Below are 19,570 nucleotides of genomic sequence, written 5' to 3'. Positions count from 1 at the left end.
GCCATGAGCCTTTTCTGTGCTTTGTCCTGTCCGGGACCCGGAACCTGGGTTCCCGGGTTTAATTTTTTGAGGTGGACAGCGAAAGTTGAGGAAATCCTTTAATCCCGTCGTGAAAGACTATTCAAAACCGAAAAATTCTAGTATAAAAATTCATTTATTCCAGGGTTCCGCAAAAAGGCAGAGACAATGCCGGACCGGGATCAGAACAGAAACCGACTGCCCAGGATCTTCTGCTGGAAAAGATGGGCTTTAAAAATAATGACTTAAGGATACAAAAATGATCAATTCAAAAAGACTCGGCCAGACCTTTACCAAACTGGCCCAGATCGATTCCATTTCCAGACATGAGGCCGGGATCGCCCGGGAACTCGAGCAGATTTTAAAATCTCTGGGCGCATCAATCTGTTTTGATGATGCCGGGGAGAAAGTAGGGGGGGACTGCTCCAATCTGGTGGCCAAATTCAAGGGCAACCGAAAAGTTCCTCCCATGTTTCTGTCCGGCCATATGGATACGGTTGAACCGGGGAACGGGGTAAAGGTGGTGTTTGAGGAAGGGGTATTCCGCAGCGACGGAACCACCATCCTGGGAGCGGACGACAAGTCCGCCCTGGCCATCATCCTGGAGGTGCTGGAGGTGATCAAAGAAAATGATCTTCCCAGTCCCCCCCTGGAGATCATCTTTACCGTGTGCGAAGAAATCGGCCTCATGGGGGCCAAGCACTTTGACCACTCTCTCATGGATTCAAAATTCGGCTATATCCTTGATTCAACCGATACCGAGGGGATCGTGACCAAGGCCCCTGCCGCCAATAAGATTTCAGCCACAGTGTACGGCCGGGCCGCCCATGCCGGCGCTTCTCCGGAAAAAGGGGTGAGTGCCATCTTTGCCGCTTCACGGGCCATCGCCGGAATGACCCTGGGACGAATCGACCCTGAGACCACCTGCAACCTGGGAACCATCTGCGGGGGCATGGCCACCAATATTGTTCCGGAACAGGTGGAAATCCACGGGGAAGCCAGGTCCCATAGCCCATCCATGCTGGAGAGAGTGACCCGGGACATCGTAAACGGATTCGAGGACGCAGCCAGAGAGCTTCGGGGAGATGATGAGTTTCCCAGGGTGGAGGTCCGGGTGGAAAATGATTTCCCCAATACGGATATTCCCGAGGATCATATAGCCGTCAAACTGGCCAGAAAAGCATCGGCCAACCTGGGCCGGGATCTTGAATCCAAGACCACCGGGGGCGGGGCAGACGCCAATATCTTTTTCGGCAAAGGCATCGTGGCCGGGGTTCTGGGGACTGGCATGACCGACGTTCATACCCTTCAGGAATCCATCCGTCTGGAGGATATGGTGAATTCAGCCAACCTGATCCTTGAAATCATAAAGCTCCATGCATCAGGGGTGAGTCTCGGATGATCCTCTACCTGGATATTTTTTCCGGTATCAGCGGGGACATGACCCTTGGTGCTTTTGTGGATCTCGGGGTGGAGGCAGCCTGGATCGAGGAGCACCTTACATCCCTTTTTGCAGGATTCGGACTGAAGACCGAGACGGTTTACAGACATCACCTCAAGGCCGTGGATCTCTTTGTTGAGGTCAGGGATGATCAGACCTCCCGTCAGTACACGGATATTAAAAAAATTATCATTGAGTCTGATCTTTCAGAGTTTGTTAAAGAGAAGAGCCTGGAAGCTTTTGAAAGAATCGCCCGGGCAGAATCAGCCATCCACGGGCATGATATGGACCATATCCACTTCCATGAAATCGGCGGCATTGATTCCATGGTGGACATTATCGGCAGTTTCTTATGTGTGGAAAAGCTCGGGATCACCCGGGTTGTGGCATCCAAAATCCCCCTAGGCTCAGGCTTTATCAAGTGCGCCCACGGACGGATTCCGGTTCCCGTGCCGGCCGTGGCAGCCATACTCAAAGGAGTCCCTGTTACGGGTTCGGATGCGAAAACCGAGATCGTCACCCCCACCGGTGCCGCCATTGCCGTTACCCTGGCCCAGGAGTTCGGCCCCATACCGGAGATGGAGATCCAGGGGGTGGGGTATGGTGCCGGAAAAAGGGATACCGGTTCCGGCCTGCCCAATCTTCTGCGCATGGTTATGGGAAAGCCTGTAGAAAAAAGCCGGGAAGATAACGAAAGATATAGGGATCTGCCTGAACCGGAGGACCCGGTATTTGTGATTCATACCCATTTGGATGACACCAGTCCTGAAATCCTGGGATTTGTAATGGAGCTTCTTCTGGAACAGGGGGCCCTGGACGTATCCTACACCCCGGTACAGATGAAAAAAAACAGACCCGGAACCCGGATAGAGGTTCTAACCAAACCAGAAGATCTCCACCGTTTAAGTGACCTTGTCCTTGCCCAGACCAGTTCCATCGGCCTCCGGTATTTCCCCTGCCAGCGCAAGGTATTAAAAAGAGAGCTTGTATATGCAAAAACAAGTTTCGGCCGGATCCAGGTAAAAAAAGTCTATGCCCCGGATCATTCCCATACCCTGGTTCCGGAGTACGAGGTCTTAAAGGCCATTGCCATGGAAAAGAATCTTCCCTTGAAAGATGTCTATGCCAGGGTCATGGCAGAGGCTAATTTTCTTGACACTGAAGGGCCTAAAAGATAGATATCAAATGGACAGGATGAACAAGGATCTTTTGGATAAGCTGATACTATTTACCGCCACCGGGTTCGGCCTGGGCCGGGCTCCGGTAGCGCCGGGCACCTTCGGTACCCTGGCAGCACTGCCCCTGGTCTGGATCATGGCTCTGCTGAACCCGTTGCATACCGGGTTTTTCCTGATCTGCCTTGTCCTGGCTGCGATCTCCATTGCCAACCGGGCAGAGATCCTCATGGGCCAAAAGGATCCGGGCGCCATTGTCATAGATGAAATGGCCGGGTATTGCGTAACCCTGTCCCTGGTGGTTCCCGGACCGGTTTCAATCGGGGCAGGGTTTTTGGCTTTCCGGTGCTTTGACATACTCAAACCCTGGCCGGTCCGGTACTTTGAAAAAAAATATTCAGGCGGAGCCGGTGTGGTTCTGGATGATATCATGGCAGGTGTGATGGCCGCAGTTGTATTGAAAATATTGAATTTAACCGGGTTGTTATAACCCATTGGTTTAGGAGAATTGGGAGTGGAAAAAAATATGGAAAAACAAAAAGCGGTTCAAACCGCAATGAGCCAGATTGAGAGACAGTTCGGCAAAGGCTCGGTCATGAAACTGGGGGGCCGGGAAATTGAAGCGGTTCCCGTGATCCGTTCCGGTTCCCTTGCCCTGGACAAGGCCCTGGGTGTGGGCGGATATCCCCGGGGACGGGTGATTGAAATTTACGGTCCCGAGTCTTCAGGAAAGACCACCCTGGCCCTCCATGCCGTGGCCCAGGCCCAGAAGGACGGAGGCATTGCCGCATTCATCGATGCGGAACACGCCCTGGATGTGTCCTATGCCAAACGACTCGGCGTGGACTGCGACGAACTTCTGGTCTCCCAGCCCGATACCGGAGAGCAGGCCCTTGAAATCGCAGACATGCTGGTCAGAAGCGGGGGCATTGACATCATGGTTGTGGACTCCGTGGCCGCCCTGGTGCCCCGGTCCGAGATCGAAGGGGAAATGGGCGATTCCCACATGGGTCTCCAGGCCAGGCTCATGTCCCAGGCCCTGAGAAAACTGGCCGGAACCATAGGAAAGACCCATACCACCATCATCTTTATCAACCAGATCCGAATGAAGATCGGAGTGGTTTACGGGAATCCCGAGACCACCACCGGGGGCAACGCCCTGAAGTTTTACGCTTCCATGCGTCTGGAGATCCGGAAAGCCGCCGCCATTAAAGAGGGCCAGGATATCATGGGGAATAGAACCAAGGTCAAGGTGGTGAAGAACAAGCTGGCCCCCCCCTTTAAAAGTGTGGAGTTTGATCTCATGTACGGGGAGGGAATCTCCCGGACCGGTGATCTTCTGGACATGGGTGTGGAACTCAACATCGTAGACAAGAGCGGATCCTGGTATTCCTACGAAGGGGAAAGAATCGGCCAGGGCAGGGAAAACGTCAAGGTATTTTTAACGGACAATCCCGATATCTTTGAAAAAATTGAAACCAGGGTCAGGCAGGAACTGGGCATTCCAGGTTCCAAAGAAAATCCCCCGAAGACAGCTGAATAATTCCCTTTGTGAGTGAGGAGAGCGCAATATGACAGGAAACGAAGCCAGGAAAATTTTTCTGGAGTATTTTAAGAAACAGGATCACCAGCATGTCAGATCCTCTTCCCTGGTTCCCCAGGACGACCCTACGCTTTTGTTCGTCAATGCCGGAATGGTCCAGTTCAAACGGGTGTTCACCGGCGACGAGAAACGGGACTATTCCATGGCCGTGACTGCCCAGAAATGCGTCCGGGCCGGGGGAAAGCACAATGATCTTGAAAATGTCGGATACACGGCACGCCACCATACTTTTTTTGAAATGCTGGGGAATTTTTCATTTGGTCACTACTTCAAGGACAAGGCCATTGAATACGGATGGGACCTTTTAACCAACGGGTATGGGTTTGATCCTGAGAAACTCTACGTATCTGTCTTTCATGAGGATGACGAGGCCTATGCGATCTGGAGGGATCAGGTGGGCGTTCCCGAAGAGCGAATTGTCCGCCTGGGAGAGGAGGACAACTTCTGGGCCATGGGGGATACCGGCCCCTGCGGTCCCTGCAGCGAAATCCACATTGACCGGGGCAAAGAATTCGGATGCGACAACAAGGACTGCGCCGTAGGATGCGACTGCGACCGGTGGCTGGAGCTGTGGAACCTGGTCTTCATGCAGTTTGAACGGGACGAGCAGGGCAAGATGACCCCCCTTCCCAAACCCAGTATCGATACGGGTCTGGGGCTGGAGAGAATCATCTCGGTTCTCCAGGATGTGCCCACCAATTTTGATACGGATCTCTTCATCCCCATCATGGAAAAGGTCGGGGAACTGGCCGGAAAAGAGCGCAACGAATCCAAGGAAGTGGAAGTGGCCATGAAGGTCATTGCCGATCATTCCCGGGCCAGCGCCTTTCTTATCTGTGACGGGGTCCTGCCCTCCAACGAGGGAAGGGGGTATGTGCTCCGCCGGATCATGCGCCGGGCCATCCGGTACGGACGCAGTATCGGCCTGACCCGGCCCTTTCTCCATGAAACGGTTCAGGTCGTTTTCTCCATTATGGATGAGGCCTATCCCGAACTTAAAGATTCCGCCGCCTTTATCCTCAACGTGGTGAAGAATGAAGAGGAGAAGTTCCTGGAAACCCTGGGCACTGGCATGAAGCTGCTGGAAGGCACCCTTGAAGATCTTCGGGCCGGAAAGGAAAAGATCCTTCCCGGGGATGTGATCTTCAAGCTCTACGACACCTTCGGCTTTCCCGTGGATATCATCGTGGACCATGTCAAGGAAATGGACATTGATCTCGATCTTGACGGGTTTGATGCTGCCATGGCCCGGCAAAAGGCCAGATCCAAATCCAAGAAAAAATTTGCCGGTGTGGGGGATGCCTATAAACCCCTGACCTCGGCAGGCGTAAAAACCGTATTCAAGGGATATGAGAGCCTGGAAACCGAATCCGAACTGCTCATTGTGGTCAAGGGGGATAAAGAGGCAGATCTGGCAGCAAAGGGGGATGAGGTGGAAGTGGTTACCCCTGAGACGGTGTTCTACGCAGAATCCGGGGGCCAGGTCGGAGACCGGGGCAAGTTTGAGAATTCAGGCTGCACCATTGAAATATTTGATACAATTTCAGACCCCTCCGGCCTGGTGATTCACAAGGGCAGGGTGGTTTCAGGGCAATGCAGAAAAGGAGACAGATTCAGTCTCAAGGTGGATCAATCCCGCAGACAGGCAACGGCCATCAACCATTCAGCCACCCATATTCTCCATTCCGCCCTAAGAAAGGTTCTCGGGGACCATGTGAAACAGGCCGGGTCCCTGGTGACGCCGGACCGGTTCAGATTCGACTTTACCCATTTCAGTGCCGTGACATCCGAAGAACTGGCAGCCATTGAAACCCTGGTAAATTTGCGAATCCGGGAAAACCATGGGATCCGGACGGAAGAGATGGGCATGGACGCGGCGGTCAAGGCCGGAGCCACCGCCCTGTTTGAAGAAAAATACGGGGACGTGGTCCGGGTGGTCTCCCAGGGCGATTACAGCCGGGAACTCTGCGGCGGGACCCATACCCGGGCTTCCGGAGATATCGGGCTGTTCCGGATCCTGTCCGAGGGGGGGATAGCCTCGGGTGTCCGCCGGATTGAAGCGGTCACCGGACAGGCTGCCCTGGACACGGTCCATGCCGATCAGAAACTCATCGAATCCACGGCCGGACTGCTCAAAGGGGCCCGGGACGAAATCGTGGACAAGGTGGAAACCCTGATCTTTGAAAAAAAGGATCTGGAAAAACAATTGGCCTCCATCAAGGCCAGGCTGGCTTCCAAGTCTGTGGAGGATATCCAGGAAAATACCCGGGAAATCAACGGGATTAAAGTTCTGGCCAAGCGGGTGGAAATCGAAAATCCCTCCCAGCTCCGGGATCTGGCAGACAAGTTCAAGACCCGTCTGGGATCGGGTGTCCTGCTGCTGGGGGCAGAGTCCGGTGGAAAGGCATTGCTCATTGCCATGGTCACCGAAGATCTGACCTCGACCTACAAGGCCGGGAATATTGTCAAAAAAGCCGCCGGAATCGTGGGCGGCGGGGGCGGCGGGCGGCCGGACATGGCCCAGGCAGGCGGCACAAAGCCTGAAAATTTAGACCAGGCACTTGAATCGGTTTTTGAAATGGTATGACCGCATACTTCATTAGAAGGCTTTTACTGGTAATCCCGACCTTTATCGGGATTACCATCATGGTGTTTACCATTACCCGCTTTGTGCCCGGAGGCCCCATTGAAAGAATCATTGCCCAGGCCCGGGCTCTTCAAATGGGCCAGGGAAGCTCCTCTGTGCGGCCCGGGGCAGGAGCGGGTCAGCCCCTGTCCCAGGAGCAGATCGACAAACTCAAGGAGTACTACGGGTTTGACAAACCCGTGCTCCAGTCCTACCTCATCTGGCTGGGCAGGGTGCTCAAGGGGGACCTGGGCCGCTCCACCCGGTACCAGGACCCGGTCTGGTCCATGATCAAAGAGAGGATCCCCATTTCCCTCTACTTCGGGACCCTGAGCCTTGCCCTGGTCTACGGAATCTGCATCCCCCTGGGGGTGGTCAAGGCGATCAAACATAAATCCGGATTTGATAATCTCTCTTCTGCCGTGATCTTCACCGGCTACGCCATTCCGGGCTGGGTGGCCGGAGTTCTCATGCTGGTCCTGTTTTCATCCAAGATCGATCTATTTCCCCTGGGAGGCCTTACCTCGGATTTTTTTGATGATATGAACATGGCTGAAAAGATCTGGGATATCGGCCGGCATACGGTTCTGCCCCTTTTCGCCTACGTGGTGGGCTCCTTCACGGTCATGACCCTGCTCATGAAAAACACCCTCATGGACAACCTGGCCTCTGATTATGTCAGGACCGCCATTGCCAAAGGCCTTCCCTTTCAAAAGGCCGTGTTCCGTCATGCCATGCGAAACAGTCTCATTCCCATTGCCACCAGTTTCGGCAACAATATCTCCATCATCCTCATGGGATCCTTTCTCATTGAAAAGGTATTCAACATCGACGGCATGGGGCTTTTGGGATACGAGTCGGTCATTGACCGGGACTATCCCGTGGTCATGGGAATCCTGGTGATCTCTTCTCTGCTCTTTATGATCGGGAACATCCTCTCGGACGTGTGCGTGGCTCTGGTCGACCCCAGGGTGAGGTTTAAATGAAAGGAAAAATTTTCAGCCCCATTACCCTTCAGAAGATGAAGCGGTTCAGATCCATCGGCCGGAGTTTCTGGTCCTTTGTAATCATTTTGACCATGATCCTCCTTTCTTTTTTCGCCGAGGTGTTTATCAACTCCAGGGCTGTGCTGGTCCGGTATGAGGGAAAATTCTATTTTCCCACCTATTCCAACATGATTCCGGGTTCTGAATTCGGTCTGGATTACGAGTATGAAACCGATTACAGGGAACTGGGGAAAAAGTTCAAACAGGAACAGAGAGGAAATTTTCTCATTCTGCCGCCCGTGCCGTACAACCCCTATGAAAACGACCTGAGGCTCAATGCCTATCCTCCCTTTCCCCCCTCTTTTTCCGACAAGCATTTCCTGGGCACGGACAATGTGGGCCGGGATATCCTGGCCCGGCTGGTCTATGGGTTCCGCACCGCCATTCTTTTTTCCTTTGTTCTGCTCCTGCTCAACTATACCGTGGGCATTACCATTGGATGTTCCATGGGCTATTTCGGGGGGAAATTCGATCTGTTCTTCCAGAGAATCATCGAAATCTGGTCCAATATTCCCTTCTTATACGTAATCATCATTGTATCCTCCATCCTGGTGCCCAGCTTCATGATCCTTCTTCTGATCATGGCCTTTTTCGGCTGGATCGGCATTACCTGGGTCATGCGCACGGTGACCTACAAGGAAAAGGAAAGGGAGTATATTCTGGCCGTCCGCTCCCTGGGGGCCTCCCATTTCAGGATCATCTTCCGCCACATCATTCCCAACACCATTTCCGTGATCGTGACCTATGCTCCCTTTGCCATATCCGGGGGAATCGTCTCCCTGACCTCCCTGGACTACCTGGGATTCGGCCTGCCGGCCCCCACCCCGTCCTGGGGGGAACTGCTCTCCCAGGGATGGCAGAACATGGAGGCCTGGTGGATATCCGCATCCGTGGTGGGGGCCTTGATTCTCACCCTGGTAACGGTCACCTTTACCGGGGAGGGCATCCGGGAGGCCTTTGATCCCAAGCTGCACACCATTTACGAATAAAGCCTGCCTCAAATCATTCTCTTCTGGCTTGATCTTCACCTTTCAAAAAAATTCATAGGGATCGGAAGGCCTAGGAAATCAGTCGGTAAAAAAATCCAGGGCTCCTGGATGCAGCTTCAAACCGAGGTCTGTGATCTCTTTTCGACCTGTCTTTTTAAGATATAGTGCCGGATGGCTGGCTGAAAGGCGCCGGCGATATCTATACAGGGTTTCCAGAATGGCGGTTACGGTCTGGGCATCCAGGTCCGGGGAGGCCACCAACAGGGTCTGAGTGCCAAAAGTGTATACCTCTTTGTCCTGACCCGGGTAGATCCCGGCCGGAATGGTGAGCCTGAAAAAGGCGGGATGATCCCGGACAAGCCCATGAATATACTTATCGTCCATGTCCACGGCAGATGCATTGCACAGCCTGAAAAGCTGCTCCAGGGAAGGATCGGGATGAGCTCCGATGTGGAGCATGGCATCGATGTTCCCGTGACAGAAGGCCATGGTGTCCTGGGAATGGGAATCTGAGATTTCATAGACCAGGCTGAAATCGCTTCTGTTCCAGTGCTTGGCCTTCAGAATGGTTTCAAAGGCAAGACTGGCAGGGGACAGGGGATATCCGGCGTTTACCCGCTTCTCCCGGATATCGTCCAGCAATCGAATCCGAGTTCCTTTCCCTGCGATAAGAAGAATGGGCACATCATAGAGGCGCGTGAGAATTGTCAGGTGTGAATAATCCACGTCAAGGAACTCAAAATTTCCGGTTTTATTGACTGCATCATGGAGCATCCTTGAATCGATTAAGGCCATATCCAGGGAACCCTGGGAGAGGTTGGTCAGATTGTGCATATCTCCGGCCCCGGCCAAAACCCTGAGTTGAATCCCGGGAACTGCCCTGTTGATAATTCTTTCCACCATCCGGCCGGTAAAATGGGAAAGGGTGCCCGAAGGGGAGGTTCCCATGAGAATATCAAAGCCGTATACCGGAGCGAAACAGGAAAAGATGATGATGAATGCGATGAATAAAGGTCGGACAGGTTTTAAGATCCTGCAATTATCCATTGTCTTTCTCCCTGCCTTGAATAATTGTCGGCAAAATCCGGGTGAAAGGAACGAATCTGCCGATATCTAGGATTCACTTTAAATGAAATCAAACCATAAAGTCAAGAAAGCCGGGAATAGTCTCCTTAATACACTTTCCGTTTTGAGAACCCTTTTCCAAGGACATTAAAGGTGTTTTCCGTGATGAGAAAGGCCTCGGGGTCAATGTTAAAGACAATTTCTTCAATGCGTTTGATCTGGTAGGTATTCACAACGGTCAAAAGGATGTTCTTGTCATTTCCTGTATAAGCCCCCTGGCCCTTCAAGAAAGTGGCTCCCCTTTTTAAACGTTTCATGATCTGCTTGGCGATTTCCCTGGGGGCCTCTGAAATGATGATGACCATCTTTCTCTGGTTGAACAGGGCCATGCAGCTCTCCAGAACCTGGGAAGAGATATAAGAAGTGGCCATTGAATAGAGGATGATATCCGTATCAAGGGAACTGAAACTGAAGAAAAACAGGACAAAATTGAACAGGAAAATATAGGTTCCGATGCGGATGCCGAATTTCTGGTTCAGTATAATGGAGATAATGTCATTTCCCCCTGCAGATCCCAGGGACCTGAAAATAATGCCGGCACCGGTCCCCACAAGGGTACCGCCGGCCAGGGCTGCCAGCCAGTGGTCTTTTACGGCAATCTCAAAGCCGACCAAATCAATGGCCAAGGTCACCACCAGGGTTCCGTAAAGGCTGTAAAGCAGAAAACGCCGGCTGATGAACGTCCACCCGACGATAAACACGGGAACATTGAGAACCAGGTACCACAGCCCCGGGGTCATTACCTTGGAAGAGTAGAACAAGAGAAGTCCCAGACCTGAGAATCCGCCCATGATCATTCCGTGGGGAATCAGAATGGATTTAAGGCCGATGGAGAGGATGATGCTTCCGGCGGTGATGAGAAAAAGGTTCCAAGGAACGGAATAGGTGATATTTTGAATTTTCATGGGTATCCTGTAAGGAAGTTATCTAAAAAAAGAGCACGTATATACCAAACAAATTTGGATATCAAGTTAATTCTAAGGAAGTTTTTGTTTTTGGTCAAAGATTCTTTTTATTTGAATTTTTTTGACTTCAGGGCCGAGTCTATCCTATAATTATTTTTAAATCGGGAGCAGTTGACCAAACTCAGGCCCAGGCTGAATCCTGAGATTGTTTTTTCCGGATTTCATCCTCAGTTGAAAACCAAATCCAATCCCTTTGAGTTCTTCCCACAGATTCCCTGGAACGGGAATCATTTTCCGGCCCGATTCCTCTGGTGCAATTCCATGGTTTCTTTTCCGGCTCTGCCTGGAACCATCAGACTGCCCCCTGCTTTTCAACCCAAAGTCAAAAGGAGGTCCCTATGCCGGTAAAAGTCGTGATTAAAAGAAAGTTCAAAAATCCTGATATTCCAAAAATTTCCCAGATGCTGGTCCAGGCCAGGACCAATGCAATGCATGAACAGGGATACATCTCTTCAGAAACCCTGAGGGGGTGTGAAAACCCCAATGAAATTGTGGTTCTTTCCATGTGGGAAGAAAAAAAAGACTGGGACAATTTCAAGGACTGCAGTACCCGCAGGGAACTGGAGGCGGTCTTTGCTGAAATGCTGGAAGCTCCGGCAGAGGCCGTGGTCTACCGGATGGGTATGGGGGCCCCGTAAAAAACAGGAAATTCCAAGGCCGGATCCTTTAAAGGCTGTCTCCAAACTTTGCCCGGGATTGCATGCCTTTGGGGTCTGCAGGGGAAGTTGGATTGACATTCGGCAGGGGGTATTTTATTGTTTCCGGGTCTGAAACTGAATTAAGGGGATCTTCACAGGATGGGGCAGGTACAAAAAAGGGCAATTCTGATTTTAATCATGGGTTTATTCCTGTTTTCGGCCTGCACCGGGACCGATCCTTCTGATTTACCCAGCGAAACCCGGACCGGCATCACCCAGAATGAAATCAAAATCGGATCCTCCCTTGCCCTGGGAGGGCATGCCGGTTATCTGGGCACCCAGATGCTCCACGGTGCCAATGCCTATATCCGGCACATCAACTCCCAGGGGGGCATCCACGGCAGAAAAATCAATATCATCGCCCTGGATGACGGGTATGACCCCTCCCGATGTCTTTACAACACCCAGCGGCTCATCGTTGAAAAAAAGGTATTCTCCCTGTTCTGTTACGTGGGAACCCCGACCACGGTGAGAATCATTCCCCTGATCAATGAAGCCGGGATTCCCCTGGTGGGCATGTTCACCGGTGCCCACCGCCTCAGGGATCCGGTCAACCCCTTTCTGATCAATGTCCGGGCCTCATACTACCAGGAAACCCGGGCCGCAGTCGATCTCATCGTAAAGGAAAAAGGCTTTGCCCGGGTCGCTGTCTTCTACCAGTATGATGAATACGGATTCGACGGTCTGCGGGGGGTTGAGATTGCATTGAAAGAATACGATATGATTCCCGTGGCAAAGGGTTCCTATGTCCGGGGAACCCTGGACGTGGAGGACGGGCTTGATAAGATCATCGCCTCTGATGCCCAGGCCGTGGTCATGATCGGGACCTACGACTCCTGCGCAAAATTTATCCGCCTGGCCGGGGATCTAAAATTTACTCCTCTGTTTTACAATGTCTCTTTTGTGGGATCCAAGGAGCTGGCCAGACGTCTGGGCAGAATAGGTGAGGGGGTCATGGTCACCCAGGTGGTGCCGCCTCCCCAGGAAAATGATGCCCGTCCTCCCCTTCCCGGCGTCAGTGAGTATATCCGGCTGCTGGATATCTACTATCCGGAGAGCCTGCCCAGCTTTGTGGGGCTTGAAGGCTATATCAACGCCAAAATACTGGTGGAGGGAATCCAGCGGGCAGGAAGGGATATCACCCGGGAACGATTTATCCGGGCCATTGAGTCCATTGATGACTTTGATCTGGGGATTGATAATCCCCTCTCTTTCGGAAAAAACGACCACCAGGGACTGGACCGGGTCTATTTTACCCAAATCAGGCAGGGTGAACTGGTATTGATCCAATGAAATTTTTCAACGAACTCTCCCTGAAGAATAAGATATTTGTTTCCTGCCTGGGATTCACCCTGATCGTATCGGTTCTGATCGCCCTGTTCACCCGGGCTCTTTTGATCACGGGCCTGACCAGCGAACTTCAGAAAAGGGGAATCGGCATCGCCCAGGCCATCGCTGACAGCTCCCGGGTTTTTATCCTCACTGAAAACCGGGCCGAACTGACCGGTCTGGCCTACGACGCCAGGATGGGAAACCGGAAAAACATCGTTCTTTATCTTGTCATCACCGACAAGGCCGGTCAGATCCTGGCCCACACTTTTACAACGGGCCTGCCCGATAATATTCTTACACTTGTTAAAAACCAGGATCCGGCCGTCCAGAAGGTCCTGGATCTCAATGTCAGGCGTCATTCCGTGTTCCATGTGTCGGTTCCCGTTAAAGAGGGGATCTATACCATCGGTTCCGTCCATGCAGGGCTGGCCAAACAACACATAGAAATCCTGATTTCAAGACTTCGGTTGATTTTTTTCAGTTTTTTATCCGTGGTCTCCATCCTGTTTTTCTTTTTAAGCCACAGGCTCGCCCTTCACATCACCAAACCGGTGGCAAACCTGATCCGGTATACCGACCAGATGAGCCGGGGCGGCCTGGTTTCAAAAAAGGATCTGGAGGCCATGTCCAGGGATATCCGGGCCAGGGATGACGAGATCGCCGCCCTGACCAATTCCTTTATCCGGATGACCTCGGAACTCAAGCTTTCCACGGACCGGCTCAAAGAATCCCAGGAAAAATACCGGTCCCTGTTCCGGAGCGGTCCCAACCCCATATTTGTCATACACAGGAAAAATTTTGAAATTCTTGATGCCAATCCCAAAGCCACGGAACTTTTTGGATATGAAAACCGGGAACTTATCGGCATCAGTATGCTGACCCTGGGGGACCTGGAGAACGATAAGTTCAATTGTCATTTCCCCATGGGGGAATCGATCCTGATTTCTTCCAAGGTTCGATTCTTTAAAAAAAACGGGGAGACCATCTTTGTCAACATCCATGCAAGTCCTGCAGAGTACAGAGACCGTGATGTGATCATCGTGGCGGCTACGGATATATCGGAACTTGTGGAAAAGGACTCCCAGCTTATCCAGGCCTCCAAGATGACCAATATTGAAAAAATGTCCGTGGGCATTGCCCATGAAATCAACCAGCCGTTGAATGCCATTAAAATGGGCAGCGAATACCTCTCCATGATGAAAGAAAAAAAGCAGAATGTGGACCCGGCCGATCTGGAAACGGTTCTCACTGAAATCTCCGCCCAGGTGACCCGGGCATCGGAGATCGTGGACCGGTTAAAGACCTTTTCCAGGAAGGCGGATTTTGCATGGGAGGTAATTGACATCAACCAGTGTATCCGGGCCGTTCACAGGATCATCGGCCGCCAGATCACTCTCCAGAACATTGAAATCAAACTCTGCCTTGATAAGACCATTCCCCATATTCTGGCCCACAACAACCGGATGGAACAGGTGATCTTCAACCTGATTACCAATGCCCGGGATTCCATCAATGAAAAGGTGGAATCCATGGCGGATTCAAGCCCGGGACAGATTCAAATATCCTCTTTTTCCCATGGAGACCGGGCCGGGTTTATGGTCCGGGACAACGGGGTCGGCATTGCACCGGACCAGGTGGAGAATATCTTTGAGTCATTTTATACCACCAAGCCCATGGGAGAAGGACTGGGACTGGGACTGCCCATTATCAAGGGCATTGTCCAGGACTACAACGGTACCATTACCGTGGAAGCAGAATCAGGTAAAGGCGCGGCCTTTACCATAGAATTCCCGGCCCACGCAAAAACCGGCCCGGTGAACCGTTCCCGGAACAAGCTTTCAGACCCGGATAAAATCAAGGAGACCCTTCAATGAAAATACTGGTAATTGACGATGAAAAACCCACACTTTCCATGTTCAGACTTTTTCTGGCTGCCTACGGATATGAGGTTTTCACGGCAGAGGATGGAGAAACCGGCCTGGCCCGTTTCCGGGAAATCCGGCCCGGGATCGTGTTCACGGACATTAAGATGCCGGGCATTGACGGTCTCCAGGTCCTGGGCCGGATACGGGAAATGGATCCCCATGTCCAGGTCATTATCATCACAGGTCATGGAGATCTGGAAAAGGCTATAGAGGCCCTGGATCTGGATGCTTCCGATTTTATCAATAAACCCGTGGAAAGACAGGCCCTTAATTCCGCCCTGGCCAGGGCCGAGAAAAGGGCCGGGATAACCGAGCCCCCTGAATTTTCCTGTAATTTTTCAATAAAACAGGGTCAGGCAAAAATCCTTTTCAGGGGCAGATTGACCGGCAAGGCCGACAAAAAGATCACACCCATGCTGGAATGGGATGAATGGCCCAAGGCAAGTAAGGCTGATTTTTCCTTTGACGAGAGTTTTTCTATTGACCGGGAGGGCATCAGGCTGCTCATGGATATCCTCATGAAAATTAAATTGAAAAAGCTGCCGGTTCTGATGAAAGGGCTTTCCTACAACTATATCCGATTTTTTCAGATGGCCGGCATGGACAAGCTGGCCGAGTTTCAGACCCGTTCAGAGGAAACAGGGGGCTGATGAGCACAAGGTACAGCATTCCCAAGGTGAGTGACATTGTCCGCAGACCCAGGCTATTCAGACGGATTGACCAGGATTCAGCCACACGGGTATTTCTGATCCTGGGACAGGCTGCCCAGGGCAAATCCACCCTGGCCGCCTCTTTTTTGAAGCAGAAGAACCAGGCATGTATCTGGTGCCATCTGGCCCATGAAGCTTCCGACCATACCCGGCTTTTTGAAATTCTCATGACCGGGATCCAGGATCAATTGGAACAGACCGGATCCCTCCTTGAAACCCAGATTCCCCAGACCACCCTGGGCACCCGGGAAGATCTACTGCGCCAGGCCGAGACCCTGTCCACCCTGCTTGAAAAAATCGATTTTCCATTCAATATTGTCTTTGACGACCTGGAGTCCCTGGATACCGGGGCGAGCTCATTCATCCTGATGGAAAAGATCATCCGGGAAAATTCCGGAAGGACCCGGTTTTTCCTCTTATCCCGGGTAATGCCGCCCCTCAATTTACGGCGACTGAAAATGGAAAACCAGGTCCTGGTTCTGGACAATGAAGACCTTGCCTTTACCAACGAAGAAACCCTGAATTTTTTCCAGCTTAAACTCAATTCACCTGAAAAACCGGGGGACAACCCGGGACTGGGCCCCCTGGAGATCGCCAAGATCCTCAAGGTCACGGAAGGATGGGCTGGAGGACTGACCCTGGTTTCCGAATCATTTAAACGGTTCAGGAGCCTGGAAAAACTGCCGGACCGCATGTCTTCGGATGCCTTTTCCTATTTCAGCCAGGAGATCTATCAGGCTCAGCCTCCCCCTATCCGGAATTTTTTAAAAAAAACATCCATATTCAATCACCTGGACACCCGGGTGCTTCATGCCTTTTTTGAGGATCTCGATCCCACACCCATCCTGGAAGACCTGGAAAATCGAAATCTTTTTATCCAGAAAATAGATTCCCACCCGTCCTGGCCCATATATAAGTACAACAGGCTGTTCAGAGATTTTCTAAAGTCAGACCTGGTCAATACCCTGGAATCTGAAAAACTTGCTGCCCTGGACCGGAAAGCAGGCGATATCTTCTGGGAGATGAAACGCCATGAAGATGCCGCACACCACTATATCCGGGCCGGGGCCTTTGAACAGATGGCCAGGATCATCCGGATTAAGGGAACCCATTATATCGTTACCGGACAAACTGCCGGTCTGGCCGAATGGATAGAAAAACTGCCCGAAGAAATGATCCGGGAGGATGCCTGGCTATTGTTTTTTAAGGCCATGACCCTGAGGATCAAGGGGGGCAAAAAAAACCTCAAGACTTTTTCACAGGCATTGGAAATGTTCAAGAATGCCCGGGACCACCGGGGAATGATATTGAGCATTGCATTTATCATCGAGGCTGGCGTGTTCATCCGTCAGCCTTCTTCAAAGATCCTGAAATGGATAGAGAGAGGGGAGGCCATTCTCAGGGAGCGCAGGGGCAGCCATAAATATACCTGGGCCCGGACCATCCTCTGGCAGCATATCGGCCTGGGATATATTGCCGGCACCGGAGACATCCCAGGAGGCATATCCGCCTGCCAGAACGCCATCCTTCTGGCAAACGGCATAAAAAATCCCGACCTGCTCCTCAATGCATCCATTATCATGACCCTGGGTCTTGTCGAATCAGGTGACTTTAAACGGGCCAGAAAAATGCTGGATAAGATCCAGACCATTACCGGCCACAGCCCCCACCCCGAATACAGGGCTCTCAAAAGAATCACCAGTCTGGATTATGCCCTGAAAAGAGGGGACTTTGATCAGGCCCGGATTCTTCTGGAGAAATCAGAGGCAGACATTGATAAATTCGGGTTGATTTTCCTTTATCCGGGATTTGTGGAGGCCCGGTCGGTCTTCTTTGCCTCAATTGGTGATTATACCCAGGCCCTGCAGGCAGCAGATCACCTTTCGGATTTCTCCATCCTCGAGGGAAATGATTTTTACCTGGGAATATCCCATCGTTTAAAAGCCACGGTTTTCCTTCTTCAGGAGGATTATGTCGGGGCCGTAGAGGAAGCCAAACAGGCAAAAAATGAGCTTGGGCTGTCAAAACGGGGGGATATCCATTATTTTCTGGCCAGGCAGATCCTGGGAGTTTCCCTTTTTTTCAACAATGACCTTGAAGGGGCAGATCAGGAGCTGGGTCAGGCACTTTCATACTTTAAGAAGATCTCTTCGGATCTCTTTTTCTGCGAAACCGCATTGATAGCCGGCCTGACAGCCTGGGAATTAAAAGACCGGTCCAGGGCTGTACTTCTTCTGAACCAGGGCCTGGACAAGGCCGAATCCAATCAATACGCCTATTTTCCCTTGATCAATGAAAAAACCCTGGCCCGGATTCTGGTGACCCTTGATCTGGCGGGAACGGACCGGTCTCAGTTCCTTTTTGCCATGATGTCAAAGGAAAAAGGGGATGTTCTGAGGGAAGAGGTCCTGAAAAACATAAGCGCCATACCCGCCAAAAAGAGAGCGGCCCAGGCAGATACTCTCAGGCCTCTCTATAGGATGAGCCTGCCCAAAATCAGGATCAACACCCTGGGAGAGTTCAATGTTGAAATCAATGCCGTTCCCCTTGATCCGGGTGTCTTTGGAGGGTTAAAACCCAAATCTCTTCTCAAGGCGATTATTCTCTACGGGTTGAGGGAAATTCCCAGGGAGATGCTCATTGAGACTCTCTGGCCCGAAGCCCCTCCGGCAGCCGGAGAGAAAAATTTCAAGATCAATCTGCATCGGTTGAGAAAAGCCCTGGAACCCTGTCCGGATAAAGTTTTCGGTTATTCTTATATCCTATTGAAAGCCGGTCTGGTCTCCCTGGACCCGGATTTGGTCAGCCTCGATGTTGACCAATTTTTGACCCTTGCAGACCAGGCCGGGATCTTGGAAGAAGAAGGCAGGCTGGACCGGGCCATTGAAATCTACGACCAGGCCGCTGGGCTTTACCGGGGAGATTATTTTACCGAAGATCCTTATCTGGAAGAGGCCATCGGTCCCAGGGAATCCTTCCGGTCCAAACTGATCGACATTCTGGGACAAAAGGCCCGGCTCCATGAAGACCTGGATCAATGGGGGCAGGCCGTAGAGGCTTGGAACAGGGTATTAAAAATCGATCCCCTGTTTGAGGAGGGATATCAGAACCTGATGATCCTTCATGCCGACGCAGGCCGAATTAACAAAGCCATGCAGATTTTCAGAAGAGGCAGAACAATTTTAAAAAAAGAACTGGACGCAACCCCGGGCGCAAAGACCCTGGCCCTGTACCGTAAAATAAAGAACCTGCCGACAGATTAAGGTTTCAGACCTTTTATTGCCTGGATAATATACCCCAGTTCAGGTCGGATATTGATATCCGATACATGGATAAACCGCAGAATTCCTTTTTTATCCACCAGGAAAAGGGCCCGTTCCGAGGTTCCGTCCGTCCGGAGCACCCCGTAGGAATCACTGACCTTTCCATGGGGCCAGAAATCGGAAAGCACCGGAAACCAGAGCCCGTCCATCTCACGGGTCCAGGCAAACAGGGTGGGCCGGTTGTCCACGGTAATGCCCAGCAAAATAGTATCTTGGGCTTGGAACAGGGGTTTTGCGATATTGTATCCGGGCCACTGATCCGAACATACCGGAGTCCAGGCAGCCGGAACAAAGGAAATCAAAACGTTTTTCTTTCCCCTGTACTGGCTCAGGGTAACGGTCTGACCGGACAGGGACTTGAGAGAGAAATCAGGAGCCTGCTGCCCGATTTTGACTTTGAGTTTACTGTCTACAGGTTTAAGATGCCCCGGATCAAAGATTTTTCCTCCAAAGGCGTTTGATACGGCGTGCCCGGAAGTCGGGAAAAGACATATAAACAAAAAGAGAACAAGTACAAGTCTTACGCTTGTCCCTGTTCCATTAAAAATTTTCGGTTTTTCGTTACATCTGTTTTTCATCTGTTCTGCCTTTTGG

At 51.7% G+C, this 19,570-nt stretch carries 15 protein-coding genes; 12 read left to right on the top strand and 3 right to left on the bottom strand.

Features of this window, described 5'->3' with window-relative positions; translation table 11 throughout:
- Positions 1-277: 277 nt before the first annotated feature.
- The 7 genes from F608_RS0126145 to F608_RS0126115 are packed head-to-tail and all read left to right on the top strand — an operon-like array spanning position 278 to position 8,898.
- Entirely contained in the window at positions 278-1,420 is a 1,143-nt protein-coding gene (locus F608_RS0126145; protein ID WP_022668707.1) for a M20/M25/M40 family metallo-hydrolase, read from the top strand.
- Positions 1,417-2,637 (top strand): nickel pincer cofactor biosynthesis protein LarC, encoded by a 1,221-nt coding sequence (gene larC / locus F608_RS0126140; protein WP_022668706.1) that lies wholly within the window; start codon positions 1,417-1,419, stop codon positions 2,635-2,637. Before F608_RS0126145 ends, larC begins: the two co-directional genes overlap by 4 nt.
- A 7-nt stretch (positions 2,638-2,644) precedes the next feature.
- Positions 2,645-3,124 (top strand): phosphatidylglycerophosphatase A family protein, encoded by a 480-nt coding sequence (locus F608_RS0126135; RefSeq protein WP_022668705.1) that lies wholly within the window; start codon positions 2,645-2,647, stop codon positions 3,122-3,124.
- 24 nt (positions 3,125-3,148) lie between these two features.
- A complete protein-coding gene (gene recA / locus F608_RS0126130; RefSeq protein WP_022668704.1) occupies positions 3,149-4,177 on the top strand; it encodes a recombinase RecA in 1,029 nt (342 codons plus the stop codon).
- Positions 4,178-4,205: 28 nt separating this feature from the next.
- The gene (gene alaS / locus F608_RS0126125) at positions 4,206-6,824 is read left to right on the top strand and encodes an alanine--tRNA ligase (RefSeq protein WP_022668703.1); all 2,619 of its coding nucleotides are present in this window, start codon (positions 4,206-4,208) and stop codon (positions 6,822-6,824) included.
- Entirely contained in the window at positions 6,821-7,849 is a 1,029-nt protein-coding gene (locus F608_RS0126120) for an ABC transporter permease subunit (protein WP_022668702.1), read from the top strand. The genes alaS and F608_RS0126120 overlap by 4 nt, the downstream gene beginning before the upstream one ends.
- Positions 7,846-8,898: an ABC transporter permease gene (locus tag F608_RS0126115; protein WP_022668701.1), complete on the top strand. Its 1,053-nt coding sequence runs from the start codon at positions 7,846-7,848 to the stop codon at positions 8,896-8,898. The genes F608_RS0126120 and F608_RS0126115 overlap by 4 nt, the downstream gene beginning before the upstream one ends.
- Positions 8,899-8,976: 78 nt before the next feature.
- Here the strand turns inward: F608_RS0126115 and F608_RS0126110 are convergent, their stop codons facing one another.
- Positions 8,977-9,945: a TAXI family TRAP transporter solute-binding subunit gene (locus tag F608_RS0126110; RefSeq protein WP_022668700.1), complete on the bottom strand. Its 969-nt coding sequence runs from the start codon at positions 9,943-9,945 to the stop codon at positions 8,977-8,979.
- A gap of 125 nt (positions 9,946-10,070) precedes the next feature.
- Entirely contained in the window at positions 10,071-10,928 is an 858-nt protein-coding gene (locus tag F608_RS0126105; protein WP_022668699.1) for a YitT family protein, read from the bottom strand.
- Between the two features lie 398 nt (positions 10,929-11,326).
- Here F608_RS0126105 and F608_RS33470 point away from each other — a divergent pair, with 398 nt between their 5' ends.
- The 5 genes from F608_RS33470 (at position 11,327) to F608_RS0126075 (ending at position 18,916) form a co-directional block, all read left to right on the top strand.
- On the top strand, positions 11,327-11,626 hold the full coding sequence (locus F608_RS33470) for an antibiotic biosynthesis monooxygenase family protein (RefSeq protein ID WP_022668696.1): 300 nt from the start codon (positions 11,327-11,329) through the stop codon (positions 11,624-11,626).
- Between the two features lie 198 nt (positions 11,627-11,824).
- Complete coding sequence (locus F608_RS0126090) at positions 11,825-12,979, top strand: ABC transporter substrate-binding protein (protein ID WP_153307607.1); 1,155 nt, start codon at positions 11,825-11,827, stop codon at positions 12,977-12,979.
- A complete protein-coding gene (locus F608_RS33465) occupies positions 12,976-14,892 on the top strand; it encodes an ATP-binding protein (RefSeq protein WP_022668694.1) in 1,917 nt (638 codons plus the stop codon). Before F608_RS0126090 ends, F608_RS33465 begins: the two co-directional genes overlap by 4 nt.
- Positions 14,889-15,593, top strand: coding sequence for a response regulator (locus F608_RS0126080; RefSeq protein WP_022668693.1), 705 nt, complete (start codon positions 14,889-14,891; stop codon positions 15,591-15,593). Before F608_RS33465 ends, F608_RS0126080 begins: the two co-directional genes overlap by 4 nt.
- The gene (locus F608_RS0126075) at positions 15,593-18,916 is read left to right on the top strand and encodes an AfsR/SARP family transcriptional regulator (RefSeq protein ID WP_022668692.1); all 3,324 of its coding nucleotides are present in this window, start codon (positions 15,593-15,595) and stop codon (positions 18,914-18,916) included. The genes F608_RS0126080 and F608_RS0126075 overlap by 1 nt, the downstream gene beginning before the upstream one ends.
- On the opposite strand, the gene F608_RS0126070 is transcribed toward F608_RS0126075, so the two are convergent.
- Entirely contained in the window at positions 18,913-19,554 is a 642-nt protein-coding gene (locus F608_RS0126070) for a peroxiredoxin (protein WP_022668690.1), read from the bottom strand. The genes F608_RS0126075 and F608_RS0126070 overlap by 4 nt on opposite strands.
- Positions 19,555-19,570 lie beyond the last annotated feature (16 nt).

The sequence above is a fragment of the Desulfospira joergensenii DSM 10085 genome (assembly GCF_000420085.1).
In the GTDB taxonomy this organism is placed as follows: domain Bacteria; phylum Desulfobacterota; class Desulfobacteria; order Desulfobacterales; family Desulfobacteraceae; genus Desulfospira; species Desulfospira joergensenii.
Note: the sequence above shows the minus strand (reverse complement) of the source record. Positions and strands in the feature narration are given on the sequence as shown.